The organism is Novosphingobium fuchskuhlense, from assembly GCF_001519075.1.
Taxonomy (GTDB): Bacteria; Pseudomonadota; Alphaproteobacteria; order Sphingomonadales; family Sphingomonadaceae; genus Novosphingobium; species Novosphingobium fuchskuhlense.
In genome coordinates this window covers 597,552-623,559 of sequence record NZ_KQ954245.1, presented here as the reverse complement: position 1 = coordinate 623,559, position 26,008 = coordinate 597,552, and the positions used below count along the sequence as shown (strand labels likewise).

The window sequence follows — 26,008 nt, the reverse complement described above, 5'->3', positions numbered from 1 at the left end:
GGCGGTAGTTGCGGCCTTTGCCGCAGGAGTGAAGGCACAGGAATGTCGATGGAACGGGATCAGGCCGCGCTGACGCCGATGGCAAACGCAATCCGGGCGCTCGCGATGGATGCGGTCGAGGCTGCCAACTCCGGTCATCCCGGCATGCCGATGGGCATGGCCGACGTGGCGACCGTGCTGTTCACGCAGTTTCTCAAGTACGATCCCGCCGCCCCCAAGTGGGCCGATCGCGACCGCTTCGTGCTCTCGGCCGGCCACGGCTCGATGCTGATCTACGCGCTGCTGCACCTCACGGGCTATGCCGCACCGACGATGGATGACATCCGGAATTTCCGCCAACTGGGCAGCCCCTGCGCCGGGCATCCCGAAAACGACATGCTGGAAGGCGTCGAATGCACCACCGGGCCGCTGGGGCAGGGCCTTGCGATGGCGGTAGGCATGGCGATTGCCGAGCGCCACCTCAACGCGACTTTCGGGGACGCGCTGGTTGATCACAAGACCTGGGTGATCGCGGGTGACGGGTGTCTGATGGAAGGCATCAACCACGAAGCGGTCGGGCTTGCGGGCACGCTGGGCCTTGGCCGGCTCAATGTGCTGTGGGACGACAACAAGATCACCATCGACGGCGATACCTCGCTTTCGACCACGGAAGACATCCTGGCGCGCTATGCCGCGAGCGGATGGCACACCGCGAGCTGCGACGGGCACGACTTTGCCGATATCGCCCGCGCGCTGGCCGAAGCGGAAGCGGACCCGCGGCCGTCGCTGGTCTCGTGCAAGACGGTGATCGGCAAGGGCGCGCCGAACAAGCAGGGCGGGCACAATGTCCACGGCTCGCCGCTCGGCAAGAGCGAGATCGAGGCCGCGCGCGACTATCTGGGCTGGACGGCTGCGCCCTTCGAGGTGCCGGCGGATATTCTGGCGGACTGGCGCGCTGCCGGTGCCAAGGGCGCTGCGCTGAGCGCTGCGTGGGAAGCCCGCGCCGCCGCCCATCCGCAAGGCGCGGAACTGGCGCGGCGCATGGCCGGCGAATTGCCCTCGGGTACGGCCGAGGCCATGGATGCCTACCTCGCCAGCCTCGTCGCCAATCCGCCCAAGGTTGCCACCCGCAAATCGAGCGAGATGGCGCTGGAAGCCCTGACGGCGGCTGTTCCCGAGATGGTCGGCGGCTCGGCAGACCTGACAGGTTCGAACAACACCAAGACCAAGGCAACCGGTCCGCTGACCAAGGGCAGCTACGGCGGGCGCTATGTCTATTACGGCATCCGCGAGTTCGGCATGGCGGCGGCGATGAACGGCATGGCGCTGCACGGCGGCGTGATCCCCTACGGTGGTACGTTCCTCGTCTTCTCCGACTACTGCCGCAACGCGGTGCGTATGTCGGCACTGCAGCATGTGCGCGCGATCTATGTGTTCACGCACGATTCCATCGGCCTTGGCGAGGACGGCCCGACGCACCAGCCGATCGAGCATGTGATGAGCTTGCGCATGATCCCGAACCTGCTGGTGTTCCGCCCGGCGGACGCGATAGAGACGGCGGAGGCGTGGAACCTCGCGCTTGCCAACGCGCACCGGCCTTCGGTGCTGGCATTGACCCGGCAGAACCTGCCGCCGCTACGCTGCGATGCCGAGATGAAGAGCGCGAAGGGCGCCTACCGCCTGCTCGCCGCCAAGGCCCCGCGCGAGGTCGTGGTTTTGGCGACGGGCTCGGAAGTGGCTATCGCGCAGGACGTTGCCGCCGGGCTCGAGGCACAGGGGATCGGGGCGGATGTCGTCTCGTTCCCGTGCTGGGAACTGTTCGACGAGCAGGACGCAGCCTACCGCGCCGATCTGCTGCCGGAAGGTGTGCTCAAGGTTTCGATCGAGGCGGGGGTGACGCTGGGCTGGCAGAAGTATGTCGGTGACGGCCTCATCATCGGCATCGACAGCTTCGGGGCTTCGGCACCGATCGACAAGCTCTACGACCACTTCGGCCTGACCGCCGAGAAGATCCTGCCGCGCGTTCTGGCGCGGCTTTCGTAAGTTCTTCGTCTGCGCGGGCGGGGCGCACAGCAATTCGAGGCGGAGCAGCGTGACGCTCTGGATTACTTCGTTGCCTCGCTCCTCGCAAAGGCGAGGGTGATAACGGACAGCTAGGAAGGAGTTCTACAATGGCGACCAAGGTTGCGATCAACGGGTTCGGGCGCATCGGGCGCAATGTGGCGCGCGCCATTCTGGAGCGGCCGGACTGCGGACTGGAGCTGGTTTCGATCAACGACCTCGCCAGCGCCAAGGCCAATGCACTGCTGTTCAAGCGCGACAGCGTGCATGGCGCGTTTTCGGGCACGGTCGAAGTCAATGGCAGCGATCTCGTCATCAACGGCAAGCGCATCGCGGTGACCGCCGAGCGCGACCCCGCAAACCTGCCGCATGGCGCGCAGGGCATTGATATCGTGCTGGAATGCACCGGCTTCTTCACCGACCGCGGATCGTGCGCGAAGCACATTGCGGCGGGCGCGAAGAAGGTGCTGATCTCGGCGCCGGGGAAGAACGTGGACCTCACCGTCGTCTACGGCGTGAACCACGACAAGCTGACGGCCGAGCACACCATCGTCTCGAACGCTTCGTGCACCACCAACTGCCTCGCGCCGTTCGCCAAGGTGCTGAACGACGAGATCGGCATCGTGCGCGGGCTGATGACCACGGTGCATGCCTATACCAACGACCAGAAGATCCTCGACCAGATCCACGACGATCCGCGCCGCGCGCGTGCGGCGGCGATGAGCATGATCCCGACCACGACGGGCGCGGCCCGCGCGGTGGGTGAAGTGCTGCCGGAACTGAAGGGCAAGCTCGACGGCTCCGCCATCCGCGTGCCGACGCCCAACGTTTCGGTGGTGGACCTGACCTTCCAGCCCGCGCGCGACACGACCAAGGAAGAAGTCAACGCACTGCTCAAGGCCGCGTCGGAAGGCGCGCTCAAGGGCGTGCTGGGCTTCAGCGACGAGCCGCTGGTCTCGATCGACTACAACCACGATTCGCACAGCTCGACCATCGACAGCTTGGAAACGGCCGTGATCGACGGTAAGCTGGTGCGCGTGCTGTCGTGGTACGACAACGAGTGGGGCTTCTCCAACCGCATGGTCGATACGGCCGGCGTGATGGGCGGGCTGCTCTGAGCCATGGGACCCGCGGGACGGCTTGACGGGATTGCCCGGCACAAGGTGTCCCGCGGGCCGATGGAGACGCTGGACCGCGCCCTCGTCACCCCTGACAAGGGGCTCGAAGGAGATTGCCGGGGCAAGGTGCCCGAAGGCAAGAAGGGCAACCGGCAGATCACCGTGATCGAGGCCGAGAGCTGGGCTGCGGCTTTGGATGAACTTGGCAGTGCGGCGGACGGCCTTGCCTGGTCCGACCGGCGGGCCAACCTGCTGGTTTCGGGGATACGCCTGCCGCGCGAGCCGGGCAAGGTGATCGCGATCGGCCAGAGCCTGCGCATCGAGGTTCGCTGCGAATGCGATCCGTGCAGCCGGATGGACGCCTTGCGCGACGGCCTGCGTCTGGCGCTGACGCCAGACTGGCGCGGCGGGGTTTGCGGGCGCGTGATCAGCGAGGGCGAAATTGCCCTGGGCGATGAAGTGAGGATCGAGAAATGAGCTTCAAGACGCTGGACCAGATCGGTGACGTGCGCGGCAAGGTCGTGCTGGTGCGGGTCGACCTCAACCTGCCCATGCAGGACGGTGCGGTGACCGACGATACCCGCGTCCAGGCCGCCAAGCCGACGATCCTCGAACTCGCCGACAAGGGCGCCAAGGTGCTGCTGCTCGCGCACTTCGGCCGGCCCAAGGGCGAGCGGGTTTCCACCCAGTCGCTGAGCATGGTGATCGGCGCGGTCGAGCAGGTGCTGGGCCGCGAGGTGATGTTCGTTTCCGAAATCGCCGGGCCGGTGGTGCAGCAGGTCGTCGGCATCCTGCCCGAGGGCGGCATTGCCTGCCTTGAAAACACACGGTTCTGGAAGGGCGAGGAAAAGAACGATCCCGAACTGGTCAAGGCGATTGCCGCGAACGCCGACATCTATGTGAATGACGCCTTTTCCGCCGCGCACCGCGCGCACGCGACGACCGAGGGGCTGGCGCACGTGCTGCCGGCCTATGCGGGCCGCTCGATGCAAGCGGAACTGGAAGCGCTGGGCAAGGCGCTGGGAGAGCCGGAGCGGCCTGTGGCGGCCGTGGTCGGCGGGGCCAAGGTTTCCTCCAAGCTCGATGTGCTGAAGCATCTGGTGGGCAAGGTGGATCACCTGATCATCGGCGGCGGCATGGCCAACACGTTCCTTGCCGCGCGCGGGGTCGATGTCGGCAAGTCGCTGTGCGAGCATGATCTGGCACCGACCGCCGAGGCGATCCTCGATGCGGCGGACGCTTCGGGCTGCACGGTGCATCTGCCCTATGACGTGGTGGTCTCGAAGGAATTCGCTGCCAATCCGCCCTCCTTGCGCACCTGCAACGTGCATGAAGTGGCCGCCGACGAGATGATCCTCGACGTGGGGCCCGCCGCGACCGAGGCACTGGCCGACGTGCTCAAGGTCTGCCGGACTCTGGTCTGGAACGGGCCGATGGGCGCGTTCGAGACGCCTCCTTTCGACACTGCTACGGTGGCGCTGGCGCGCACCGCGGCGGCGCTGACCCGCGAGGGTTCGCTGGTTTCCGTGGCTGGCGGCGGCGATACCGTGGCGGCGCTGAGCCATGCCGGTGTGGCGGGCGATTTCTCGTATGTTTCGACCGCGGGCGGGGCCTTCCTCGAATGGATGGAAGGCCGGGTGCTTCCGGGTGTGGCCGCGCTCGAGGGGTAACCCGACCGAATAAAACGCGCCAAGGCGGTGCCGCTATATTGCAGTGCGGAAGGAACCGCTTTATGGGGCCGCGCATACGAATGCACGAGCCGTGAGAGACCTGCCATGAACTATGCCGAGATGAAGTCCAAGATCGCTGCTGGACAGGGATTTATCGCGGCATTGGACCAGAGCGGCGGGTCCACGCCCAAGGCGCTGGCCGGCTATGGCATCGAAGCCGGTGCCTGGAGCAACGACGAGGAAATGTTCGGCCTGATCCACGCCATGCGCGCTCGGATCATCCGCTCGGCGGCGTTTACCGGGGAGAAGGTGATCGGCGCGATCCTGTTCGAACGCACGATGGACGGCGATGTTGACGGCACGCCGGTGCCCGCCGCGCTGATTGCCAAGGGCGTGGTGCCGTTCATCAAGATCGACAAGGGCCTCGAGGACGAGGCGAACGGCGTGCAACTGATGAAGCCGATGCCGACGCTGGACGCGCTGCTGGCGCGTTCCAAGGCGCTCGGCGTGTTCGGCACGAAAGAGCGCTCGGTGATCAACTCGGCCAACCGCGAGGGCATTGCCGCCGTGGTTGCGCAGCAGTTCGAGGTCGGTCGTCAGGTGCTTTCGCATGGCATGATGCCGATCATCGAGCCCGAAGTGAACATCAAGAGCGAGACGCGCGCGAAGTGCGACGCGATCCTGCTCGAAGAGACGCTCAAGCACCTCGATACGCTCGCCGAGGGCGAAGAGGTCATGCTCAAGCTCTCGCTTCCGGTGGTGCCAGGCACGTTCGATCCTCTGGTGGCGCATCCGCGCGTGCTGCGCGTTGTGGCGCTTTCGGGTGGGTACAAGCGGCCGGAAGCCTGCGTCGAGCTTGCGAAGAACAACGGCATCATCGCCAGCTTCAGCCGCGCGCTGCTGGAAGATCTGCGCGCGCAGATGTCGGATGCCGAGTTCGACGCCTCGCTTGGCGCGGCAATCGACGAGATCCATCGCGGTTCGACGGTGAAGACGGCCTGAGGGCACAGCGCACCGCGACGTCTTGACCAGAACCTTCGTCATTGCGAGCGAAGCGAAGCAATCCAGAGCGTTTTTGCATCGGGCTCTGGATTGCTTCGTCGCTACGCTCCTCGCAATGACGAGGCTTTTGGTGGGGACGGTCGGGGGCGGTTATAGGCCCCCATTTGCTCTGATCCGCATCGCTCGCTAAGGCCCGCGCATGTCCGATCTTGCCACCCAGCTCTACCTGATCTCGCCGCTCGATGTGGGCGGCCCGTTCCCTGACCGGCTTGCCCGCGCGCTTGATGCGGGGCCGGTTGCGGCGTTCCAGTTTCGCGTGAAGCACGTGCCCGAGCATGACGCGGCGCGTCTGGCCGAGCCGCTGCAGCGGATCTGCGCGGACCGCGATGTTGCGTTCATCGTCAACGACTCGATCGCGCTGGCCAAGCGGCTTGGCGCGGACGGGGTGCATCTGGGGCAGGACGACGGCTCGGTCGCCGATGCGCGGGCGCGGCTTGGCAAGGCGGCGCAGATCGGCGTGACCTGCCACGCCAGCCGCCACCTCGCGATGGAAGCGGGCGAGGCGGGGGCCGACTATGTCGCCTTTGGCGCATTCTTCCCGAGCGCGACCAAGGACACCAAGCACGTGGCAGAACCCGAACTGCTGCAGTGGTGGTCGCGGCTGTTCGAACTGCCCTGCGTGGCCATCGGCGGCATCACGGCAGGAAACTGCGGGCCGCTGGTCGCGGCGGGAGCGGATTTCCTGGCCGTCAGCAATGCGGTCTGGGGCGGAGATGAAGCCGAAGGCGTCAGGGCGCTTGTGGCAGCGATCGCGCAGGCAGAAGGCTGAACGGCCTACTCGGCCGGTGCTGCCCCGTCCGCACTGTAGGCATAGCCTGCGCTATCATCATCGCGTACCGCGCCGGCCCGCACGCAGCGCAGGGCCTCGCGCCTGCCGTCCGGTCCGAGCTTGATGAGCGAAAGCCCAACCTTGTCAAAGCGGCGGCCAGCAAAAGGGCCGGAGGTCATCGTGAAGGTGTTGCCAAGCAGCAGATAGGTGCCGCGCACGCCGCCGACGACATAGCTGGAATCGGGCACGATGCTGAAGTTGTTGTCTGGCTGCGGAAGTGGCGGCGTCGTTGCATCGCCCGGCAGTTCGCAGGTCCAGCGGCCTTGCGGCACCGTCCACATCGCTCCGCCCGGTGCGGCCATGGCCGGTGCGGCGGCGAGAAGGAACAGGGTGATGGTCGCGGCGCGGATCATGGCGCTGGCGCTAGCATGCGACACCGGCTTGAAGCAATCGCCGCTTGGCGCTAAGGGCCGCGCTCCCGCATGCCTTCGGCGTGCATCCCAATTAGGGCTCTTTCCATCATGAAGATCAGCGGCGTGGACATCCGTCCGGGCAATATCCTGGAATACGAAAAGGGCATCTGGAAGGTTGCCAAGACGCAGCACACCCAGCCCGGCAAGGGCGGCGCGTTCATGCAGGTCGAGATGAAGAACCTTGTCGATGGCCGCAAGACCAACGTGCGCTTCCGCAGCGCCGACACGGTCGAGCGCGTGCGCCTCGATACGAAGGACTTCCAGTTCCTCTATAAGGAAGGCGATGACCTGATCTTCATGGACGTGGAAACCTACGACCAGATCACGCTGCCGGCCGACCTTCTTGGTGACGCGGTGGCCTTCCTGCAGGACGGCATGACCGTGCTGCTCGAAATGTGGGAAGATCGCCCGATTTCCGTGCAGCTGCCCGAGCAGGTCGAGGCGACCATCGTCGAGGCCGATGCCGTTGTGAAGGGACAGACCGCCTCGTCCAGCTACAAGCCCGCGATCCTCGACAACGGCGTGCGCGTGATGGTGCCGCCGCATATCGCCAGCGGGACGCGTATTGTCGTCGACGTCTACGAGCGCACTTACGTCAGCAAGGTGGGCTGAGCCGCATGTCAGCAATATCCGGCCTGATGCGGGTGATGGAGAAGGCGGCCCGCAAGGCCGGCCAGCGGCTGCGCCGTGATTTCGGCGAGGTCGAGCATCTCCAGGTTAGCCGCAAGGGACCGGCTGACTTCGTTTCGAAGGCCGATCAGGCCGCCGAGCGCACGCTGTGGGACGAACTGCGCGCGGCGCGCCCGGGCTGGGGCTTCGTGCTCGAAGAAGGTGGCACGATCGAGGGGGAGCCCGGCAAGCCGCGCTTCATCATCGATCCGCTCGATGGCACCAGCAACTTCCTCCACGGCATTCCGCACTTCGCGATCTCGATCGCGGTGCAGGAGCCGACGCTGGACGGCAAGGGCTGGGGCGAAGTGACCGCCGGGATCGTCTATCAGCCGATCACCGACGAGAGCTTCTGGGCTGAGAAGAGCCGGGGCGCGTGGCTGCAGGACCGGCGCCTGCGGGTCTCGGCGCGGCGCTATCTGGATGAGGCGCTGATCGCCACGGGTATCCCCTTTGCCGGGCGCGGCGACATGAGCGAGTGGACGAAGATCTATCATGAGCTCGGCCCGCGCGTGGCGGGTATCCGGCGGCATGGTTCGGCGGCGCTCGACCTGGCGTGGGTGGCCGCGGGCCGGTTCGACGGGTTCTGGGAAAGCGCCTTGCAGCCGTGGGATACGGCCGCCGGGTGTCTGCTTGTGCGCGAGGCGGGCGGGTTCGTTTCAGACTATCGCGGCCGTTCGCAGCCGATCTGTGACGAAACCGTGCTGGCCGGCAACGATGCCCTGCATTCGAAGCTGCACAAGCTGGTGGTTGGCGCGATCAAGACGGCTTGAAGCCCATTGGCGGGGCGGTTAAACCCCCGCAAGAATGCCCCTGTGGTGGAATGGTAGACGCGACCGACTCAAAATCGGTTATCGAGAGATGTGCCAGTTCGAGTCTGGCCAGGGGCACCAACTTCACTTCCTTCTCAGCCAGCAGCAAATCCTCGTCATTGCGAGGAGCGTAGCGACGAAGCAATCCAGAGCGGCAGTGCGCGGCGCTCTGGATTGCTTCGCTACGCTCGCAATGACGAAGACGGGCGTAGAGACAGCGCTCTTGCGTTCCCTCTATGTTCACGCTATTTCGCAGCCATGGCCAAGCCCAAACGCCGATATGTCTGCCAGGCCTGCGGAGGGGTTTCGCCCCGCTGGCAGGGCCAGTGCCCGGATTGTTCCGAATGGAGCACCTTGCAGGAGGATGCGCCTGAGACGGTGTTTTCCTCAAAGCATGACTTGTCGAGCGGCGGCCGGCCGGTGGCCTTTGTCGCGCTCGATCAGCCGGTAAAGCTGCCCGAGCGGCGCAAGACCGGGCTGGCGGAATTCGACCGGGCACTGGGCGGCGGGCTGGTGCCGGGTTCGGCGATCCTGATGGGCGGCGATCCGGGCATCGGCAAATCGACCCTGCTGCTGCAGGCGGCGGCGAAAGTGGCGAGCGCGGGTGGTGCCGCGGTCTATATCAGCGGTGAGGAGGCGGCGGACCAGGTCCGGCTGCGCGCGGACCGGCTCGGGCTGGGGAAGGCGCCGATCATGCTCGCCTCGGCCACATCCGTCCGAGATATCCTCACCACGTTGAACACGATGGATCCGCCGGCGCTGGTGGTGATCGATTCGATCCAGACGATGTATTCCGACCAGATCGAGGGCGCGCCGGGAACGGTGAGTCAGGTGCGTGGCTGCGCGTTCGAGCTGATCCGCTATGCCAAGGCGAGCGGCACGGCGCTGGTGCTGGTCGGGCACGTGACCAAGGACGGCACGATCGCGGGCCCGCGCGTGCTGGAGCACATGGTCGATGTGGTGATGAGCTTCGAAGGGGAGCGCAGCCACCAGTACCGCATCCTGCGCGCGCTCAAGAACCGGTTCGGCGCGGTCGATGAGATCGGCGTCTTCGCAATGGCGGGGGCGGGTCTGGAGGAAGTGGGCAATCCATCGCTGCTGTTCCTCTCGGGGCGTGAGAACCCGGTGCCGGGGAGCGCGGTGTTTCCCGCGCTGGAAGGCACGCGCCCCGTGCTGGTCGAGATCCAGGCGCTGACGGTGCGGCTGCAGAGCGGCGCAACGCCGCGCCGCGCGGTGGTGGGCTGGGACAGTGGGCGGCTCGCGATGCTGCTGGCGGTGCTCGAAGCGCGCTGCGGGCTCAATTTCTCGACCGCCGAAGTCTATCTCAACGTTGCGGGCGGGTATCGGCTGACGGACCCTGCGGCGGATCTGGCGGTGGCGGCGGCACTGATTTCGGCGCTGTCGGACCGGCCCTTGTCCGGCGGTGCGGCCTGGTTCGGGGAGATTTCGCTCAGCGGCGAGGTGCGGCCGGTGGCGCATGCCTCGATCCGGCTGCGCGAGGCGGCCAAGCTGGGGTTCGACAAGGCACACGGCCCTGCCGGAACGCAGGAGAAAGTGGCCGGAATCGCCTATGCGCCGATCACCTTGCTGCCGAACCTGGTTGACCGGGTGATGGGCGGCTCCTAGTTTCGGGGGCTTATGACCGGCTTCGATTATGTTGTGTTCCTGTTCGTTGCGGTCTGCGCGATCGGGGGGTTCTTCCGCGGTTTTGTCGAGGAAGTGCTCTCGCTGCTTGCGTGGTGCGTGGGCCTGTTCGCCGTGCGCTATGGTCATGAGCCGCTGACGCTGCTGCTGACGCCCTATCTCAAGAACGAGACCGGCGCGGGCGTGTTGGCCTTCGGCGTGCTGACCATCGTGCCCTACTTTGCCGCAAAGCTGCTCGCGTCGTCGCTGGGCAGTGCGAGCCGGAGCTCGATGCTCGGCCCGATCGACCGGGTGCTCGGCTTCGGGTTCGGCGCGATCAAGGGCTTTGTCATCATGGTCCTCGGCTTCTCGCTGCTGGTGTTCGGCTATGACATCGTCTGGGGCGTGGACGGGCGGCCGGTGTGGATCACCGCGGCGCGGACCTATCCGTTCCTCAACGCGGCGAGCGAGGAACTGATGACGGTGCTTGAAGGCCGCCGCGAGGAAGCCGCCAAGGCCGCGAAGCAGGCGCAGCAGGAGCAGGAAGACGGGCTCAAGAACGCGGCGAAGGCGGCTGCGCGCAAGGCGGCGCGGCGCGAGTTGCAGCGGCGGCTGAGCAAGGCGGCGGACGGCCAGTGACGGCGCCGGCGCGCACGCTCTATACACCGGACATCCTCGGCGCGGCGACGGCGCTTGCCGGTTTTGCATGGGATGATGGCCTGCCGCTGAAGGGCGACGCGCGCTCCCGGCGCTGCGGAAGCACGCTGATGCTGGGGCTCTCGGTCGACGCGGCGGGGCGGATCGACGGACTTGGCCTGCGCGCCCATGCCTGCGCCATCGGGCAGGCCGCCGCCTATGCCTTCGCGAACGCGGCCAGGGGGCGGAGCAGGACCGAGATCGCGGCGGCGCGCGGAGCGTTGGCAGCATGGCTGGCGGGCGAGGGGCCGATGCCCGATTGGCCCGGGATCGCGCTGGTGGAGCCCGCGCTGGGCTATCCCGGACGGCATGATGCGATCTTGCTGGCATGGGACGCCGCGCTGGCAGCTCTGGGCTGAGGCGCTGATGCATGCCGCTCCGGCTCGCAGCAGGGCTGCGCTCCTTGCATTGATGAGGGAATATCAGGGATTTCTTTGGCCCATCGCACTTTCCCGGCGGCCATTGCTTCGCTACAGCCGCGGGTTCAGGGCAATGTGCCGGATGGTTACAAGGCTGGCGGCAAGGGGATGGGAAACACTTGGGCATGCATGAGGTGAATGGCGCACCGGAACCGACCGCAGCGGAAATCCGCCTGGTGGTCGCGGCCTCGTCGATCGGCACCGTGTTCGAGTGGTACGACTTCTTCATCTACGGCACGCTGGGCGCGATCCTGTCCAAGGCCTTCTTCCCGACCGGCAATGCCACGCTCGAGATGCTGCTGTTCTGGCTCGTCTTCGCGGTTGGCTTCGGGTTTCGTCCGCTGGGCGCGGTGCTGTTCGGCTATCTGGGCGACCGGCTCGGGCGCAAATATACCTTCCTCGTGACGGTGACCTTGATGGGAATCGCGACGGCCGGTGTGGGGCTGATCCCGCCGGCTACCACGATCGGCTATGCCGCACCGGTGCTGGTGATTCTGCTGCGCGTGCTGCAGGGTCTGGCGCTGGGCGGCGAATACGGCGGCGCGGCGGTCTACGTGGCCGAACATGCCGCGCCCGGTCGGCGAGGCTTCTTCACCAGCTTCATCCAGTCGAGCGTTGTCGGCGGCTTCGTTCTGAGCCTTGTCGTGGTGCTGGCCTGCAAGGGCGCGATGAGCGCCGAGACCTGGACGACCTGGGGCTGGCGCGTGCCGTTTCTGCTGAGCCTTGTGCTGCTGGCGGTATCGCTGTGGATGCGCCTGAAGCTCTCGGAAAGCCCGGTGTTCAAGGCGATGAAGGAAAGCGGCGAAGTTGCGGGCAATCCCTTCATCGAGAGCCTGACTTACCCGGGTAACGGGCGGCGGCTGTTCATTGCGCTGTTCGGGGTGGCGGCGGGGCTGACCGTGATCTTCTATACCTCGATGTTCACCGGCCTCTCGTTCCTCAAGGGGCCGATGCGGGTGGAGGACATGACCGCCGAGCTTATCGTGGGCCTCTCCTGCGTGATCGGGATGCCCTTCAGCGTGGTATTCGGGCACATTTCGGACAAGGTGGGGCGCAAGCTGCCGATCGTGCTGGGCTATGTAGCCACGCTGGTGCTGCTGTTCCCGATCTTCTGGATGATCGGCAATGCCGCCAATCCGGGCCTTGCCGAGATGGCGCGGCGCGAGCCGGTGGTGGTGAGCGGGCCCGATTGCAGCTACAATCCCTTCGCCGCCGAGCAGGCGACGAACTGCGGAAAGCTGCTGGCCGATCTTTCGGCCTCCGGTGTGCGCTATTCGCTGCGGGAAGGCCCGGCGCTGGTAATGACAATCGGCCCGGCGGCGGCTTCGCTGGAAACCTATCCGTGGCATGAAAAGAGCGCGGTGCGGGGCAAGGACCTGCAGGCCATGCTGACGCATGCAGGCTATGACTTCGCCAAGGTGCGCCCCAGCTTCGGCAACGGCGCGATCATCGTGTTCGGGCTGGTGGTGCTGATGGCGCTGACCGGCGCGACCTATGGCCCGGTGGCGGCGGTCCTTTCCGAGATGTTCCCGGCGCGCATCCGCTACAGCTCGATGTCGATCCCCTATCATATCGGGACGGGATATCTTGGTGGGTTCCTGCCGCTGATTTCCTCGTTGATCGTTGCCAGGACCGGCGATCCCTATGCCGGGCTGTGGTACACTTGGGTCGTGGTCTTCGTCGCATTGGTTGTCGGGGTGTGGGGCCTCAAGGGCGGTCCGCCGAAGGACTTCGCCCACGATGACGCCTGAAGGACCGCCGCTTCCCCCGGCGGCGCTGCGGCTCAGGATCGATCACGCGGCGCTGGCGGGCAATTGGCGCGTTCTTGACGGGATGTCGGGCGCGGCGCGGGCCGGGGCGGCGATCAAGGCGGATTGCTATGGGCTGGGCGCGGCGCAGGCCGTGCCGGTGCTGGCGGCGGCGGGGTGCCGCGACTGGTTCGTCGCGCACTGGCAGGAAGCGGCAGAGGCGGCGCGGATCGTTCCGGCGGCCGGAATTGCAGTGCTGCATGGGCCGATCAACGATGCCGAGGCGGCCTATGCCCGCGCGCTGGGGGTTCGCCCGGTCCTCAATTCGCTGGCCCAGGTGAAGCGCTGGCTGGCGGCAGGGGGCGGACCCTGCGACCTGATGGTGGATACGGGCATGAACCGTCTCGGCCTGCCGCTTGCCGAGATCGGCGATCCGGCAGTGGCGCAGCTCGAGATCGAGACCTGCCTCAGCCATCTGGCCAGTGCCGATGAGGACTCGGCGCAGAACGTAGAGCAGCTCGCGCGGTTTCGCGCAGTGGTCGCGGCCGTGCCGGCGCGGCGCTACAGTCTGGCAAACAGCGCCGGGATCGCGCTGGGGGCGGACTATGCGTTCGACCTCACGCGGCCGGGCCTTGCGCTCTATGGCGGGGTGCCGCGCGGGGAACTGGCGGACAGCATCGCGCAAGTGGCCTATCCAGAGGCGGCAGTCATCCAGGTGCGCGATCTCGCACCCGGCGACTCGGTGGGATACAACGCGACCTTCACGGCAAGTACGGCCATGCGCGTGGGCGTGATCGCAGTAGGCTATGCCGATGGCTATCTGCGCTGCTGGTCCGGCAAGGGGCATGTGCTGTGGCAGGGCCAGCGTCTGCCGGTGCTGGGCCGCGTATCGATGGACATGACCATCGTCGACCTCTCCACCGCGAAAAACTGCGGCGAAGGGGACTGGCTGGGACTGGACTATGCCTTGCCCGAGGCGGCGGCGCTCACTGCGCTCTCGCAATATGAACTGCTGACCGCGATGGGACGACGATTTGCCCGCAGCACATGAATTGTTGTTATCCCTGCAAGGTTTATTGCGCTGCACATACCGCATCTGCTAATGCATCGGCATAATCCCAAAAGGGTGCGCATAACATGGCAAACGCAGGCAAGGACGGCGATACCGTCATCATCAAGAAGTACGCGAACCGCCGACTTTATAACACGCGGACGTCGAGCTACATCACGCTTGACCACTTGGCCCAGATGGTCAAGGAAAACATTGAATTCAAGGTTTTGGATGCCAAGACCGGCACCGACCTGACCCATACGATCCTCACGCAGATCATCATGGAGGAAGAGGCCAGCGGCGAGCAGATGCTGCCGACGAACTTCCTGCGCCAGCTGATCTCGATGTACGGCAATTCGATGCAGGCGCTTCTGCCTGGCTATCTCGAAGCCTCGATGGAACATTTTCGCGAGAATCAGGTGAAGCTGCGCAAGGCGATCGAGGACAGCATCGGCGCCAACCCGCTGGCCCAGATCGCGCAGCGCAACATGGAACTGTTCAAAGCCGCAACCGCTGCGTTCGTGCCGGGTGCGGTTCAGGGCACCGAGGCCGACAAGGCAGCCGGGGCTCCCGCAGAAGATGAACTCGCCGCGCTGCGCAAGCAGATGGCGGACATGCAGAAGAAGCTCGACCAGCTGGCCGGCTGAATACAGACGGGCATCCTCGCCAGACGAGGATTGCCCGAATCCCCTGAGCCGCCTAACCGGCGTGCATGAGCCAGAACGCATCGATCAAGCACGCCCTGCCCATCACGCGGCAGGATGATTTCGCCCAGTGGTATCAGGCGGTCATCGCCGAAGCCGAACTCGCCGAGGAATCCGGCGTGCGCGGCTGCATGGTGATCAAGCCTTGGGGCTATGGCATCTGGGAGCGCATCCAGAAGCTGATGGACGAGCGCATCAAGGAAGCGGGCGTCGAGAACTGCTATTTCCCGCTGTTCATCCCGCTCTCGTACTTCACGCGTGAAGCGGAGCATGTCGAAGGCTTTGCCAAGGAAATGGCGGTCGTCACGCATCACCGGCTGATCGGTGATGGCAAGGGCGGGCTGATCCCCGATCCCGAAGCGAAGCTCGAAGAACCGCTGATCGTGCGCCCGACCTCTGAGACGGTGATCGGCGCGGCAATGGCGCGCTGGATCCAGTCGTGGCGCGATCTGCCGCTGCTGACCAATCAGTGGGCCAATGTGGTGCGCTGGGAAATGCGCACGCGCATGTTCCTGCGCACGAGCGAATTCCTCTGGCAGGAGGGCCACACCGCCCACGCCGACGAGGCCGATGCGATGGCCGAGACGCTCCGCGCGCTGGAGATGTACCGCAGCTTTGCCGAGGACGTGCTCGCGATGCCCGTGGTCGCAGGCCCGAAGCCCGAGAACGAGCGCTTCCCGGGCGCGGTCGAGACGTTCTCGATCGAGGCGATGATGCAGGACGGCAAGGCGCTGCAGGCGGGCACTTCGCACTATCTGGGCACGACCTTCTCCGAGGCGGCGGGGATCCGCTATCAGGACAAGGACGGCCAGCAGACGCTTTGCCACACCACCAGTTGGGGCGTTTCAACGCGCATGATCGGCGGTGTGATCATGACGCACGGCGACGATGATGGCCTCCGCACGCCCCCCCGGATTGCACCGCAGCAGATCGTGATCCTGCCGATGCTGCGCGAAAACGACGGCGATGCGGCGCTGCTGGAATACTGCACGCAGCTGCGCGCGAAGCTCGCGGCGCTCAGCGTGTTCGACGAGAAGGTGCGCGTGCTGCTCGACAAGCGGCCGGGCAAGGCGACGGCCAAGCGCTGGGGCTGGGTGAAGAAGGGTGTGCCGCTGATCTTGGAGATCGGTGGTCGCGATGCCGAGGGCGGGCAGGTATCGGTGCTGCGCCGCGACCGGCTGTGGCGCGAGGATGGCAAGGCCAACTTCGTCGGGATGGCGCAGGATGACTTCGTGGCGGCGGCGGTGAGCGAACTGGAAGCGATACAGGGCGCATTGTTCGTCGAGGCGCGGGATCGCCGCGATGCCCAGATCGAGCGCGGGATCAGCGATCTGGCGGGCCTTGCCGCCTTCTTTTCCGAGGACAAGGCGTTTCCGGGCTGGGTGGAACTGTGCTGGTCGCGGCCCACGGGCGCGGCGCTCGACAAGGTGGTCGAGCAATTGAAGGCGCTGAAGCTGACGATCCGCAACACGCCGATGGATGCGGTGCCCGCCGAGGGACCGTGCCCGTTCACCGGGGAGCCGGCGGTGGAGCGCATTCTGGTGGCGCGGGCCTATTGACCTTTGGGGCAGGGGACCTGCGTTCTCAGCCTGCTCGACTTGAACGGAGGTTAGGCTAAGGTTCGGGGCATGAAACAGCTCCTCGCGTTCGCGCTCCTCGCCTTGCCTGCAGCCGCACTCGCGGCGCCGGACGATGCTGTCACCCAGGGCCGGCTCGAGGCCGATGTCGCGCAACTGGTGCGGTTCGGGACGCGGCATACTCTGTCGGCGCAAGATGATCCGAGGCGCGGCATCGGCGCAGCGCGCAAGTGGGCCGAAGCCCAGTTTCGCAAGACGGGTGCGGCCTGTGGCGGGTGCCTCGAGCTCGTGCTGCCCGAAACCACGGTGCAGGGCGAACGGGTGCCGAGCCCGACGCGGCTTGTCGATGTCGTGGCGATCCAGCGCGGAACCGAGCGGCCAAGCGAAGTCGTGATCGTCCAGGGCCATATCGACAGCCGCAATTCCGATCCGCTCGATGCCAAGGGTGATGCGCCGGGGGCCAACGATGACGGTTCGGGCACGGCGCTGGTGCTGGAAGCAGCGCGGGTGCTTTCGAAGCAGAAGTTTGCGGGCACGATCGTCTATGCCATCCTCTCGGGCGAGGAGCAGGGGCTCTATGGCGGCAAGCTGCTGGCCGACTATGCCAAGGCGCAGGGCTGGACGGTGAAGGCCGTGCTCAACAACGATATCGTCGGCAATTCGCGAGGGAGCGACGGCCTTGTCGACGACACGCATGTGCGCGTCTTTTCCGAAGGGCCGCGTGCGGATGCGAGCGAGCGCGGACGCGATGCGCAGCGGGCGATTGGCGGCGAGAACGACAGCCCGTCGCGCAACCTGTCGCGGTGGCTGGCGGGACTCGGCGGCGATGTGGCGGTGCGGCAGGTCTGGCGCGCGGACCGCATGGGGCGCGGCGGGGATCATCTGCCGTTTCAGGAGATGGGCTTCCCGGCCGTGCGCTTCACGGTGGCGGTGGAGAATTACGAGCGGCAGCACCAGAACGTGCGGACCGAAGGTGGGCGGCCGTTCGGCGATACGATTGAGGCAATGGACTTCGCCTATCTCGCCAAGGTGACGAAGCTGAATGTGCAGGCGCTGGCCAGACTGGCGGCGGCGCCGCTCCCGCCCGTGGCCAAAGTCACGGCAGCCGTGCAGACCTTTACCGATGTGGACTGGACGGCGGTTCCGGGCGCGGCGCGCTACCGCGTGTGGCAGCGGCGAACCGATGCCGCTGGCTGGGATGCAAAGCCGGTGGCCGAGACCGCAGACACGCATCTGCGGCTCGGCGGCGTGCGTGGGGATGACTGGTTCTTCGGCGTGAGCGCGCTTGCGGCAGACGGATCCGAGAGCCCGATTGCCTCTGCCGTGCCAGGCGGGGCCTATGCGCCGGAGGCCAAGCCCTGATCTTGCTATTGCCGCCTGCAACGCCCAGAGGTCGGTGATGGCAATTCGCAAGCAGACGCCGAACGGGCCCGACGGCCTTCCCACCCGCGAGCAGGTGCTGGCGTTCATTTCCGAGAGCGAGGAGCCCGCGGGCAAGCGCGAGATTTCCAAGGCGTTCGGGCTGAAGGGCACCGAGAAGATCGCGCTCAAGGCGCTGCTCAAGGACATGGCCGAAGAAGGGTTGATCGACGGCAATCGCAGCGCCTTCCACAGGCTTGGCGGGGTGCCGCGCGTGACGGTGCTGCGCGTGCTGGAGATCGAGGACGGGCAGCCGCTGGCGATTCCCGATACCTGGCAGCCCGATGACGGCGCGCCGCCGCCGCGCCTGCGCATCATCGAGCCGAGGGGCAAGGGTAAGGCCGCGCAGGCTGCGCTCAAGGTGGGCGACCGGGTTCTGGCGCGGACCGAGGAAGCGGGTCGGGGTCTTATCGCGCATGTGATGAAGAAGCTGCCGACGCGGACCGAGCAGGTGCTGGGTGTCGTCGAGTTCGACGGGGCGGGCAAGCCCTGGCTCGCGCCTGTGGACAAGCGTGTGCGCAATGCTGTGCAGATTGCCGATCTGGGCGGGGCCGCCGAGGGCCAGCTCGTGCTGGGTGAGCCGGTGAGCAAGAGCCCGCGCGCCGGGCTCAAGGTGACCGAGGTGCTGGGCGATCCGCTGGCGCCGCGCGCGTTCAGCCTGATCGCGATCCACAAGCACGGCATTCCCTTCGTCTTCCCGCAGGACGCGCAGGACGAGGCGGCGCTCGCGGCAAAGATGGCGCTTTCGGAAGGTGCCCGCGAGGATTTGCGCGACCTGCCCATCGTGGCGATCGATCCGACCGATGCGCGCGACCACGACGATGCGATCTGGGCCGAGCCCGATGGCGTGGGCGGCTTCCGCGCAGTGGTCGCGATTGCAGACGTCAGTTTCTATGTGCGGCCCGGCGGCGCTGTCGACCGAGAGGCGAGGAAGCGGGGCAATTCGGTCTATTTCCCCGACCGCGTGGTGCCGATGCTGCCGCATGTGCTGAGCTCGGATGTGTGTTCGCTCAAGGTGGGTGCGGACCGGGCGGCGATGGCCTGCCACCTTACCATCGACGCCGAAGGGCGGATAACGGGCTGGCGCTTTACCCGCGCGCTGGTGCGGATCGCCGAAGTGATCGCTTATGAGGAAGCGCAGCGGCGGATCGATGCGCGCGTGGCAGCGCCGCACCTGCAGAACCTGTGGGCGGCGTGGCGGCTGCTGGAGAAGGCCCGTGGGCAGCGCGATCCGCTGGAGCTGGAGCTGCCCGAGCGGCGCGTGGTGCTGGATGAGAAGGGCAAGATCGCCGAGATCGCGCTTCGGGAACGGCTTGATGCGCACCGCGTGGTCGAGGACTTCATGATCGCGGCCAACGTGGCGGCAGCGAAGGCGCTGGAGGCCAAGGTCGCGCCGGTGGTCTACCGCATCCATGAGCCGCCGAGCCGCGAAAAGCTGGTGGCGCTGAAGGACTACCTCGCGACCTTCGGGCGCAAGCTGGCGCTGGGGCAGGTGATCACGCCGGGGCTGTTCAACCGGATGCTGAAGGACGTGACCGACGAGGCCGAGAAGGCGCTGGTGATGGAAGCGGTGTTGCGCAGCCAGACCCAGGCCTATTACGGGCCGCGCAATGCAGGGCACTTCGGGCTGGCGCTTGGGAGCTATGCGCACTTCACCTCGCCGATCCGGCGCTATTCGGATTTGCTCGTCCACCGGGCGCTGGTGGATGCGTACCATCTGGAGCAACCGCGACCCGAAGCGCGCGAGATTCCGGGAACGTCGGGCCTTTCGGACCGCGACCGCAGCGATCTGGCGCGGATCAGCGATGCCATTTCCAAGGCCGAACGGCGCGCGATGGAAGCCGAGCGCGAGACGATCGACCGCTATGTCGCGGCCTGGCTGGCGGGCCGGGTGGGCGAGGTGTTCGACACGCGCGTGACCGGCGTGCAGAAATTCGGCCTCTTCGCGACGATCATCGGGCTGGGCGGCGACGGTCTGGTGCCGATCTCGACCCTGGGGGCAGAACGGTTTGCCCATGACGAGAAGCGGCAGGTGCTGGTGGGCGAAGAAACCGGCGAGGAGTTTGCAATGGGCATGATCCTCAAGCTGCGGCTTGCCGAGGCGAACCCGCTGACGGGCGCGCTGAAGTTCGAGCCGGTGGACTTGCCCGAGGGCGCGGGGCGGATCGAGCCGCGCGGAGGGCGGCCAGCAGACCGGGGGCCGAAGAGGGCTGGCGGTTTCATGCAGGGGCCACGCGGGCGGCCGCGCAATATCCGGCATCAGGGGCGCAAGCGGTAAGGCGCGCTAACTGAACGAATCGATGCCGCGTTCGTCGATCCCGCCGGGAACGATCATCAGCACGCAGGGCAGCTGGCCGAGGTGCGAGGTGAAGTGGGTGACGAGCGGGCCCGGATTGCCTTCCGCCGCAGCGCCCAGCACGAGCGCGGAGACTTCCGGATGCTGCCCAAGGTATTCGCGCACCACTTGCGGCCCGCTGCCGGTGCGCACCGCGACGGCGGGAGCGAGGCCGGATTCGCTGGCGAGGCTGCCGGCGGCGGCGCGTGCGAGGTCTTCGGCGCGCTCGCGCGCTTCGGCCTCGATGGTGGCCTGGATGCTGCCGAACACGACAAATTCCTGCTTGGGGACGAGCGCGAGGATATGGACGGTGCCGTCCGTGCGCACCGCGCGACGCGCGGCAAAGCGCAGCGCGCGGGCTGCTTCCTCGGTATCATCCATGATCACGAGATAGACGCGCTGGCCTGCACGCCATTCTGCGCCAGACGCACCCTGTGCCTCTTCAGCCGTATCCACCATGCCTGCCCCCCTTGCGATAAGGACGGTTCGAAGCGCCGCTCGCACTGCCGGTCATACGGCAGGGTCATGCGTATTGGCCTAATTCGTATGCGGGGCAAGCGCCAAGAGACTTGACCCGCCCCCGCCGGGTGGCGAAATGGCGCGCCATGTGCGAAGGGACACGCGCGGGGCGGAGCAGGCCAATGCTGGCTGCACCGGCGCGAAGCCCCGACAACCAATAGGGAAAAGAGCTGCCCATGCCGATCCAGATCAAGATGCCCGCGCTGTCGCCCACGATGGAGGAGGGCACGCTGGCCAAGTGGTTGGTCAAGGTAGGCGACAAGGTCTCGTCCGGCGACATCATGGCCGAGATCGAGACCGACAAGGCGACGATGGAATTCGAGGCCGTCGACGAAGGCACCGTTGTTGCCATCGAAGTGGCCGAGGGGACCGAAGGCGTGAAGGTCGGCACCGTGATCGCGACGATTGCGGGCGAGGACGATGGCGATGCGGCGCCTGCTGCTGCGGCGGTGTCGGCACCTGCCCCCGCGCCGGTCGCGCCAATGCCTGCACCGGTGGCAGCACCGGCCGCGGCCCCCGTTGCAGCCGCGCCTGCTCCGGCTCCCGCTCCAGTCGCTGCCGCAGGTGATCGCATCGTGGCGAGCCCGCTTGCCAAGCGTATTGCCAGCGAGAAGGGCATCGATCTCGGCACGGTGACCGGCAGCGGTCCGCATGGCCGGATCATCAAGGCTGACCTCGATGTGGCCGCTCCGAAGGCTGCCGTCGCAGCGCCTGCCGCAGTTCCGGCGCCTGTCGCGGCTCCGGTGGCAGCACCGGCGGCTGCACCGTTCAGCACCGATATCCCGCACGAGGCGGTCAAGCTCTCGTCGATGCGCAAGACCATCGCGCGCCGCCTGACCGAAGCCAAGGCGACGGTGCCGCACTATTACCTGACGGTCGACATCAGCCTCGACAAGCTGCTCAAGCTGCGCGCCGAGCTCAATGCGGCGCTGGCCGGCGAGGGCGTGAAGCTCTCGGTGAACGACCTCCTGATCAAGGCGCTGGGCAAGGCGCTGATGCTGGCGCCCGATGCCAACGTGAGCTTCGCGGGCGACAATCTGATCCGCTATTCGCGTGCCGATATCGCAGTCGCAGTTTCGATCCCGGGCGGCCTCATCACGCCGATCGTGACGGGAGCCGACGTCAAGTCGATCTCCGCGATCCAGAAGGACATGGCGGATCTGGCCGCGCGCGCCAAGGCGGGCAAGCTGGCACCGCACGAGTATCAGGGCGGGACGGCCAGCCTTTCGAACCTCGGCATGTTCGGCATCAAGCAGTTCGTGGCGGTGATCAATCCGCCGCAGGGCATGATCATGGCGATCGGCGCAGGCGAGAAGCGCCCCTATGTGATCGACGATGCGCTGGGGATCGCGACCGTCATGTCCGCCACCGGCAGCTTCGACCACCGCGCGATTGACGGTGCGGAGGGCGCGCAGCTGATGCAGGCGTTCAAGACGCTGGTGGAAGCGCCGCTGGCGCTCGTGGCTTGAACGCTGGCCTGATCATATTGAGAGCGGCGCGCCGGCCCGAGCGGGCTAAACAGGACGCCGACTGCAAGGAGCATTTTCGTGGCTGATCAATACGACCTTCTCGTTCTCGGCTCGGGCCCCGGCGGCTATGTCGCGGCGATCCGCGGCGCACAGCTCGGGCTCAAGGTGGGGATCGTGGAGCGCGAGTTGCTCGGCGGCATCTGCCTCAACTGGGGGTGCATTCCGACCAAGGCGCTGCTGCGTTCGGCCGAAGTGTTCAACCAGATGAAGCACGCAGCGAGCTATGGCCTCGCGGCGGACAACATCCGTGCCGACATCGACGCGGTGGTGAAGCGCTCGCGCGGCGTCGCCAAGCAGCTCAATCAGGGCGTGACGCACCTGATGCGCAAGAACAAGATCACCGTGCATATGGGCACCGGCGTGATCAAGGGCGCGGGGCAGGTCGAAGTGACCGGCGAGAAGGGCACCGAGGTGCTTTCGGCCAAGCACGTGATCGTCGCGACCGGTGCGCGGGCGCGGGATCTGCCGTTTGCCAAGGCGGACGGGGACCGCATCTGGACCTACCGCCATGCGATGGTGCCGCCGGCGATGCCGACGAAGCTGCTGGTGATCGGCTCGGGTGCGATCGGCATCGAATTCGCGAGCTTCTACAACGACATGGGCGCGGATGTTACGGTCGTCGAGATGATGGACCGCATCGTGCCGGTGGAAGATGCGGACGTTTCCGCGTTCCTGGAGAAGTCACTGACCAAGCAGGGGATCACGATCCTGACCGGCGCGGGCGTTGAAAGCATCGCCACGAGCGCGGCGGGCGTGAAGGCGAAGATCAAGGGCAAGGATGGCAATTCGGCCGAGCATGATTTCAGCCATGTGATCGTGGCCGTTGGCATCGTGCCCAATACCGAAAACATCGGGCTTGAGGCGCTGGGCGTCGCCGCCGAGCGCGGGATCATTGCCATCGACGGCTATGGCCGCACCAATGTGCCGGGCGTTTGGGCCATCGGCGACGTGACACCGGGGCCGTGGCTGGCCCACAAGGCGAGCCACGAGGGCGTGATCGCCGCCGAGGCCATCGCGCAGGCGCTGGGCAACACCGAGGTTCACCCGCACCCGATGGACCGCCTCAACATTCCGGGCTGCACCTACTGCCACCCGCAGGTCGCGAGCGTGGGCCTGACCGAGGCGAAGGCGAAGGAAGCTGGGCACGAAGTTAAGGTTGGCACCTTCCCGTTCATCGGCAACGGCAAGGCCATTGCGCTGGGCGAGGCCGAGGGCTTCATCAAGACGGTGTTCGATGCGCAGACGGGCGAACTGCTGGGCGCGCACATGATCGGCGCGGAAGTGACCGAGTTGATCCAGGGCTATGTCGTGGGCAAGACGCTCGAGACGACCGAGGCCGAGCTGATGCACACCGTGTTCGCGCACCCGACGCTGTCGGAAATGATGCACGAGAGCGTGCTCGCGGCTTACGGGCGCGCGCTTCATATCTGACCCTGGTCCCATGGCGCCGACGCATAACGTCCCCACTCACGACGTCATTGTGCTCGGCGCCGGGGCGGCGGGGTTGTTCTGTGCAGGGCTGGCCGGGCAACGCGGCAAGCGCGTCGCGCTGCTCGATCACGCCGATGCGCCGGGCAAGAAGATCCTGATTTCCGGGGGAGGACGGTGCAATTTCACCAACCTTTACACCGCACCTGATCGCTATCTCTCCGAAAATCCGCACTTCGCGCGATCGGCGCTGAGCCGCTACACGCCCGCCGACTTCATCGCGCTGGTCGAACGCTACGGCATTGCCTGGCACGAGAAGACGCTGGGGCAGCTCTTTTGCGACGGATCGGCAAAGCAGATCGTGGCGATGCTGGTGGAGGAATGCGCTGCGGGCGGGGTCAATCTGCGCCTGGGTGCACAGGTGGGCGGTGTCGAGCATGCGGATGGGTTGTTTCGGGTGCAGTTCGGGTCGGAGACGCTGATCGCGCCCGCACTCGTGATCGCGACCGGCGGTCCCGCGATTCCCAAACTGGGCGCAACCGGTTTTGCCTATGATCTGGCGCGCAAGTTCGGTCTCAAGGTGGTGCAGCCGCGCCCGGCGCTGGTGCCGCTGACGCTATCGGGCGAGGAAGCGCTGTTTCGCGAGCTTTCCGGCGTTTCGGCGGAGGTGGTGGCGCATTGCGGCAAGGCGGCGTTCCGCGAGGCGGCGCTGTTCACCCACCGCGGGCTTTCCGGGCCGGCGATCCTGCAGGTTTCCTCCTACTGGCGGCATGGTGGCTGCGTGGAGATTGATTTCCTGCCCGACCAGCCGCAGGACTGGCTGCTGGCGGCAAAGCGGGAGCGCCCGCGCCTGGCGCTTGCAAAGGCACTGGGCGCCGCGCTTCCCGAGCGGCTTGCCGTCAGGCTCGCTGAACACGTGGGGATCGAGGGCGAGCTTGGCCAGACGCAGGACAAGGCGCTGCGTGGTGCGGAAACGCAGCTGCGACGCTGGCGATTTGCTCCCAGCGGCAGCGAAGGCTTTGCCAAGGCGGAAGTAACCGCAGGCGGGATTAGCACGGCGGGCCTTTCCTCGCGCACCATGGGCGCACAGGCGGTGCCGGGGCTCTATGCCGTTGGCGAGGCGGTGGACGTGACAGGGTGGCTGGGCGGCTACAACTTCCAGTGGGCCTGGGCGAGCGCATATGCCGCCGCCGTCGCCATCACCGATTTTCCATGACGGAAAAAGGCAACCAGCGGGTTATACCTAGGCGGTAATGATTCCGCAGGGATCGGCCGGTGACATGGGCGCCTTGGCCGGTTCGGGCCGCCAGCACGGAGAGCGCGCCATGACGCTGTACACCGATATCGCTCCGTCCAAGGGGTTCGATCTCAGCGGCGATCCGTTCATCGATTCGCTCTATGCCCCTCAGGCCTACTTCCGCACGCAGTGGGCCACCGTGAGCGGCGGGAAGACGCAGATCAGCTACAGCTTTCCGTTCCTGAACGGGGTCAGCTCCAGGTTCACCAGCGATTACGGCAAGGAGCCGACCGCGACGCAGCACTTCGGTGTGACCGATGCGCAAATCCCGGGTATCGACCTTGCCTTCCAGCGCTGGGCCGATGTCGCCAACATTTCGTTCACCAAGGTTGCGGAAACGGCGGCCGGGGTGGTGGGCGATATCCGCATCGCCTTTTCCTCGGAAGTGTCGAGCGACTTCTGGGGTTATACCAAAATCTTCAGCGACGCCGGCGATCCTTCCCAAGGCGATATCTGGATCGAGCCGGGGATCAAGGGCGGCACGTTCCAGCCCTTTACCTATGATTTCGTCGCGATGATGCACGAGATCGGCCACGCGCTGGGGCTCGATCATCCGTTCGAGGGGAACATCATTCCGGCGGGCTATGACGACATGCGCTACACGATCATGTCGTACACGTCGCCCAAGGGCGATTTCTATTTCCAGCCCGGCGCAACCGACGCGCAGTTCATCATTCTGACACCCGGCGTCTATGACATCGCCGCAGTGCAGCGGCTCTATGGCGCCAACATGGCGTACCATACCGGCAACGACACTTATGCCTTCAAGCCGGAACAACCCGTCTATCAGACGATCTGGGATGCCGGCGGCACCGATACGCTGGATGTGAGCGCATTCACCCAGAGCTGCCTGATCACGCTGGCCCCGGGCACCTATTCGCAGCTCGGCTATGCGGACACGACGCTCGATGCCAACATCGGCATCGCCTTCAACTGCACGATCGAGAATGCCCGGGGCGGCTCGGGCAGTGACCAGATCGACGGCAATGACGCGAACAACGTGCTCTATGGCAATGCCGGCGACGATGGCCTTGCCGGGCGCGGCGGCAA

General features: G+C 66.2%; 23 protein-coding genes and 1 tRNA gene. 22 read left to right on the top strand and 2 right to left on the bottom strand.

Features of this window, described 5'->3' with window-relative positions; genetic code table 11:
• Positions 1-48 precede the first annotated feature (48 nt).
• The 6 genes from tkt to thiE all read left to right on the top strand — a co-directional run bounded on the left by tkt (position 49) and on the right by thiE (position 6,659).
• Positions 49-2,022 carry a transketolase gene (gene tkt / locus AQZ52_RS12715; protein ID WP_067911296.1) on the top strand — a complete coding sequence of 658 codons (1,974 nt, stop codon included), beginning with the start codon at positions 49-51 and terminating at the stop codon, positions 2,020-2,022.
• Between the two features lie 128 nt (positions 2,023-2,150).
• Positions 2,151-3,158, top strand: coding sequence for a type I glyceraldehyde-3-phosphate dehydrogenase (gene gap, locus AQZ52_RS12710; protein WP_067911294.1), 1,008 nt, complete (start codon positions 2,151-2,153; stop codon positions 3,156-3,158).
• 60 nt (positions 3,159-3,218) lie between these two features.
• Entirely contained in the window at positions 3,219-3,635 is a 417-nt protein-coding gene (locus tag AQZ52_RS12705) for an MOSC domain-containing protein (RefSeq protein ID WP_240481621.1), read from the top strand.
• Positions 3,632-4,828, top strand: coding sequence for a phosphoglycerate kinase (locus tag AQZ52_RS12700; protein WP_067911288.1), 1,197 nt, complete (start codon positions 3,632-3,634; stop codon positions 4,826-4,828). Before AQZ52_RS12705 ends, AQZ52_RS12700 begins: the two co-directional genes overlap by 4 nt.
• 105 nt (positions 4,829-4,933) lie before the next feature.
• Complete coding sequence (locus AQZ52_RS12695; RefSeq protein WP_067911285.1) at positions 4,934-5,830, top strand: fructose bisphosphate aldolase; 897 nt, start codon at positions 4,934-4,936, stop codon at positions 5,828-5,830.
• Between the two features lie 199 nt (positions 5,831-6,029).
• Positions 6,030-6,659 (top strand): thiamine phosphate synthase, encoded by a 630-nt coding sequence (gene thiE, locus AQZ52_RS12690; RefSeq protein WP_067911282.1) that lies wholly within the window; start codon positions 6,030-6,032, stop codon positions 6,657-6,659.
• A gap of 5 nt (positions 6,660-6,664) precedes the next feature.
• Here thiE and AQZ52_RS12685 read toward each other — a convergent pair whose 3' ends face one another.
• On the bottom strand, positions 6,665-7,072 hold the full coding sequence (locus AQZ52_RS12685) for a hypothetical protein (RefSeq protein WP_067911280.1): 408 nt from the start codon (positions 7,070-7,072) through the stop codon (positions 6,665-6,667).
• Between the two features lie 108 nt (positions 7,073-7,180).
• Between AQZ52_RS12685 and efp the strand changes: the two genes are divergently transcribed.
• The 12 genes from efp to AQZ52_RS12625 all read left to right on the top strand — a co-directional run bounded on the left by efp (position 7,181) and on the right by AQZ52_RS12625 (position 20,128).
• Positions 7,181-7,744 (top strand): elongation factor P, encoded by a 564-nt coding sequence (efp, locus tag AQZ52_RS12680; RefSeq protein ID WP_067911277.1) that lies wholly within the window; start codon positions 7,181-7,183, stop codon positions 7,742-7,744.
• A 5-nt stretch (positions 7,745-7,749) separates the two neighbouring features.
• Positions 7,750-8,574 (top strand): inositol monophosphatase family protein, encoded by an 825-nt coding sequence (locus AQZ52_RS12675; protein WP_067911274.1) that lies wholly within the window; start codon positions 7,750-7,752, stop codon positions 8,572-8,574.
• Between the two features lie 36 nt (positions 8,575-8,610).
• Positions 8,611-8,694 (top strand) — tRNA-Leu (locus AQZ52_RS12670).
• A gap of 177 nt (positions 8,695-8,871) precedes the next feature.
• Positions 8,872-10,239, top strand: coding sequence for a DNA repair protein RadA (gene radA / locus AQZ52_RS12665; RefSeq protein ID WP_067911272.1), 1,368 nt, complete (start codon positions 8,872-8,874; stop codon positions 10,237-10,239).
• A 12-nt stretch (positions 10,240-10,251) separates the two neighbouring features.
• A complete protein-coding gene (locus AQZ52_RS12660; protein WP_082697927.1) occupies positions 10,252-10,875 on the top strand; it encodes a CvpA family protein in 624 nt (207 codons plus the stop codon).
• A complete protein-coding gene (locus tag AQZ52_RS12655; protein WP_240481620.1) occupies positions 10,872-11,291 on the top strand; it encodes an iron-sulfur cluster assembly scaffold protein in 420 nt (139 codons plus the stop codon). The genes AQZ52_RS12660 and AQZ52_RS12655 overlap by 4 nt, the downstream gene beginning before the upstream one ends.
• A 185-nt stretch (positions 11,292-11,476) precedes the next feature.
• A complete protein-coding gene (locus AQZ52_RS12650) occupies positions 11,477-13,102 on the top strand; it encodes an MFS transporter (protein WP_067911269.1) in 1,626 nt (541 codons plus the stop codon).
• On the top strand, positions 13,092-14,150 hold the full coding sequence (alr, locus tag AQZ52_RS12645; protein ID WP_067911266.1) for an alanine racemase: 1,059 nt from the start codon (positions 13,092-13,094) through the stop codon (positions 14,148-14,150). Before AQZ52_RS12650 ends, alr begins: the two co-directional genes overlap by 11 nt.
• Positions 14,151-14,236: 86 nt before the next feature.
• The gene (gene phaR, locus AQZ52_RS12640; RefSeq protein ID WP_067911263.1) at positions 14,237-14,797 is read left to right on the top strand and encodes a polyhydroxyalkanoate synthesis repressor PhaR; all 561 of its coding nucleotides are present in this window, start codon (positions 14,237-14,239) and stop codon (positions 14,795-14,797) included.
• Positions 14,798-14,862: 65 nt separating this feature from the next.
• Positions 14,863-16,413: an aminoacyl--tRNA ligase-related protein gene (locus AQZ52_RS12635; protein WP_067911260.1), complete on the top strand. Its 1,551-nt coding sequence runs from the start codon at positions 14,863-14,865 to the stop codon at positions 16,411-16,413.
• 69 nt (positions 16,414-16,482) lie between these two features.
• Complete coding sequence (locus AQZ52_RS12630; RefSeq protein ID WP_067911257.1) at positions 16,483-17,793, top strand: M20/M25/M40 family metallo-hydrolase; 1,311 nt, start codon at positions 16,483-16,485, stop codon at positions 17,791-17,793.
• A 37-nt stretch (positions 17,794-17,830) separates the two neighbouring features.
• The gene (locus AQZ52_RS12625; RefSeq protein ID WP_205626476.1) at positions 17,831-20,128 is read left to right on the top strand and encodes a ribonuclease R family protein; all 2,298 of its coding nucleotides are present in this window, start codon (positions 17,831-17,833) and stop codon (positions 20,126-20,128) included.
• Positions 20,129-20,134: 6 nt separating this feature from the next.
• Here AQZ52_RS12625 and AQZ52_RS12620 read toward each other — a convergent pair whose 3' ends face one another.
• Positions 20,135-20,644 carry a universal stress protein gene (locus tag AQZ52_RS12620; RefSeq protein ID WP_067911255.1) on the bottom strand — a complete coding sequence of 170 codons (510 nt, stop codon included), beginning with the start codon at positions 20,642-20,644 and terminating at the stop codon, positions 20,135-20,137.
• Positions 20,645-20,880: 236 nt separating this feature from the next.
• Here AQZ52_RS12620 and AQZ52_RS12615 point away from each other — a divergent pair, with 236 nt between their 5' ends.
• The 4 genes from AQZ52_RS12615 to AQZ52_RS18190 all read left to right on the top strand — a co-directional run.
• Entirely contained in the window at positions 20,881-22,173 is a 1,293-nt protein-coding gene (locus AQZ52_RS12615) for a pyruvate dehydrogenase complex dihydrolipoamide acetyltransferase (protein ID WP_067911252.1), read from the top strand.
• A gap of 78 nt (positions 22,174-22,251) precedes the next feature.
• Complete coding sequence (lpdA, locus tag AQZ52_RS12610) at positions 22,252-23,664, top strand: dihydrolipoyl dehydrogenase (RefSeq protein WP_067911249.1); 1,413 nt, start codon at positions 22,252-22,254, stop codon at positions 23,662-23,664.
• 10 nt (positions 23,665-23,674) lie between these two features.
• The gene (locus AQZ52_RS12605; RefSeq protein WP_067911246.1) at positions 23,675-24,877 is read left to right on the top strand and encodes a BaiN/RdsA family NAD(P)/FAD-dependent oxidoreductase; all 1,203 of its coding nucleotides are present in this window, start codon (positions 23,675-23,677) and stop codon (positions 24,875-24,877) included.
• A 109-nt stretch (positions 24,878-24,986) separates the two neighbouring features.
• The coding region (locus tag AQZ52_RS18190) for a M10 family metallopeptidase (protein WP_156424925.1) at positions 24,987-26,008 on the top strand (1,022 nt) is incomplete at its 3' end.

What these genes read in the sequence shown, in the direction of transcription:
- tkt (WP_067911296.1), top strand. Translation starts at nt 49, where the DNA reads ATGGAACGGGATCAGGCCGCGCTGACGCCGATGGCAAACGCAATCCGG.
- gap (WP_067911294.1), top strand. Translation starts at nt 2,151, where the DNA reads ATGGCGACCAAGGTTGCGATCAACGGGTTCGGGCGCATCGGGCGCAAT.
- AQZ52_RS12705 (WP_240481621.1), top strand. Translation starts at nt 3,219, where the DNA reads ATGGAGACGCTGGACCGCGCCCTCGTCACCCCTGACAAGGGGCTCGAA.
- AQZ52_RS12700 (WP_067911288.1), top strand. Translation starts at nt 3,632, where the DNA reads ATGAGCTTCAAGACGCTGGACCAGATCGGTGACGTGCGCGGCAAGGTC.
- AQZ52_RS12695 (WP_067911285.1), top strand. Translation starts at nt 4,934, where the DNA reads ATGAACTATGCCGAGATGAAGTCCAAGATCGCTGCTGGACAGGGATTT.
- thiE (WP_067911282.1), top strand. Translation starts at nt 6,030, where the DNA reads ATGTCCGATCTTGCCACCCAGCTCTACCTGATCTCGCCGCTCGATGTG.
- AQZ52_RS12685 (WP_067911280.1), bottom strand. Translation starts at nt 7,072, where the DNA reads ATGATCCGCGCCGCGACCATCACCCTGTTCCTTCTCGCCGCCGCACCG.
- efp (WP_067911277.1), top strand. Translation starts at nt 7,181, where the DNA reads ATGAAGATCAGCGGCGTGGACATCCGTCCGGGCAATATCCTGGAATAC.
- AQZ52_RS12675 (WP_067911274.1), top strand. Translation starts at nt 7,750, where the DNA reads ATGTCAGCAATATCCGGCCTGATGCGGGTGATGGAGAAGGCGGCCCGC.
- radA (WP_067911272.1), top strand. Translation starts at nt 8,872, where the DNA reads ATGGCCAAGCCCAAACGCCGATATGTCTGCCAGGCCTGCGGAGGGGTT.
- AQZ52_RS12660 (WP_082697927.1), top strand. Translation starts at nt 10,252, where the DNA reads ATGACCGGCTTCGATTATGTTGTGTTCCTGTTCGTTGCGGTCTGCGCG.
- AQZ52_RS12650 (WP_067911269.1), top strand. Translation starts at nt 11,477, where the DNA reads ATGCATGAGGTGAATGGCGCACCGGAACCGACCGCAGCGGAAATCCGC.
- alr (WP_067911266.1), top strand. Translation starts at nt 13,092, where the DNA reads ATGACGCCTGAAGGACCGCCGCTTCCCCCGGCGGCGCTGCGGCTCAGG.
- phaR (WP_067911263.1), top strand. Translation starts at nt 14,237, where the DNA reads ATGGCAAACGCAGGCAAGGACGGCGATACCGTCATCATCAAGAAGTAC.
- AQZ52_RS12635 (WP_067911260.1), top strand. Translation starts at nt 14,863, where the DNA reads ATGAGCCAGAACGCATCGATCAAGCACGCCCTGCCCATCACGCGGCAG.
- AQZ52_RS12630 (WP_067911257.1), top strand. Translation starts at nt 16,483, where the DNA reads ATGAAACAGCTCCTCGCGTTCGCGCTCCTCGCCTTGCCTGCAGCCGCA.
- AQZ52_RS12625 (WP_205626476.1), top strand. Translation starts at nt 17,831, where the DNA reads ATGGCAATTCGCAAGCAGACGCCGAACGGGCCCGACGGCCTTCCCACC.
- AQZ52_RS12620 (WP_067911255.1), bottom strand. Translation starts at nt 20,644, where the DNA reads ATGGTGGATACGGCTGAAGAGGCACAGGGTGCGTCTGGCGCAGAATGG.
- AQZ52_RS12615 (WP_067911252.1), top strand. Translation starts at nt 20,881, where the DNA reads ATGCCGATCCAGATCAAGATGCCCGCGCTGTCGCCCACGATGGAGGAG.
- AQZ52_RS12605 (WP_067911246.1), top strand. Translation starts at nt 23,675, where the DNA reads ATGGCGCCGACGCATAACGTCCCCACTCACGACGTCATTGTGCTCGGC.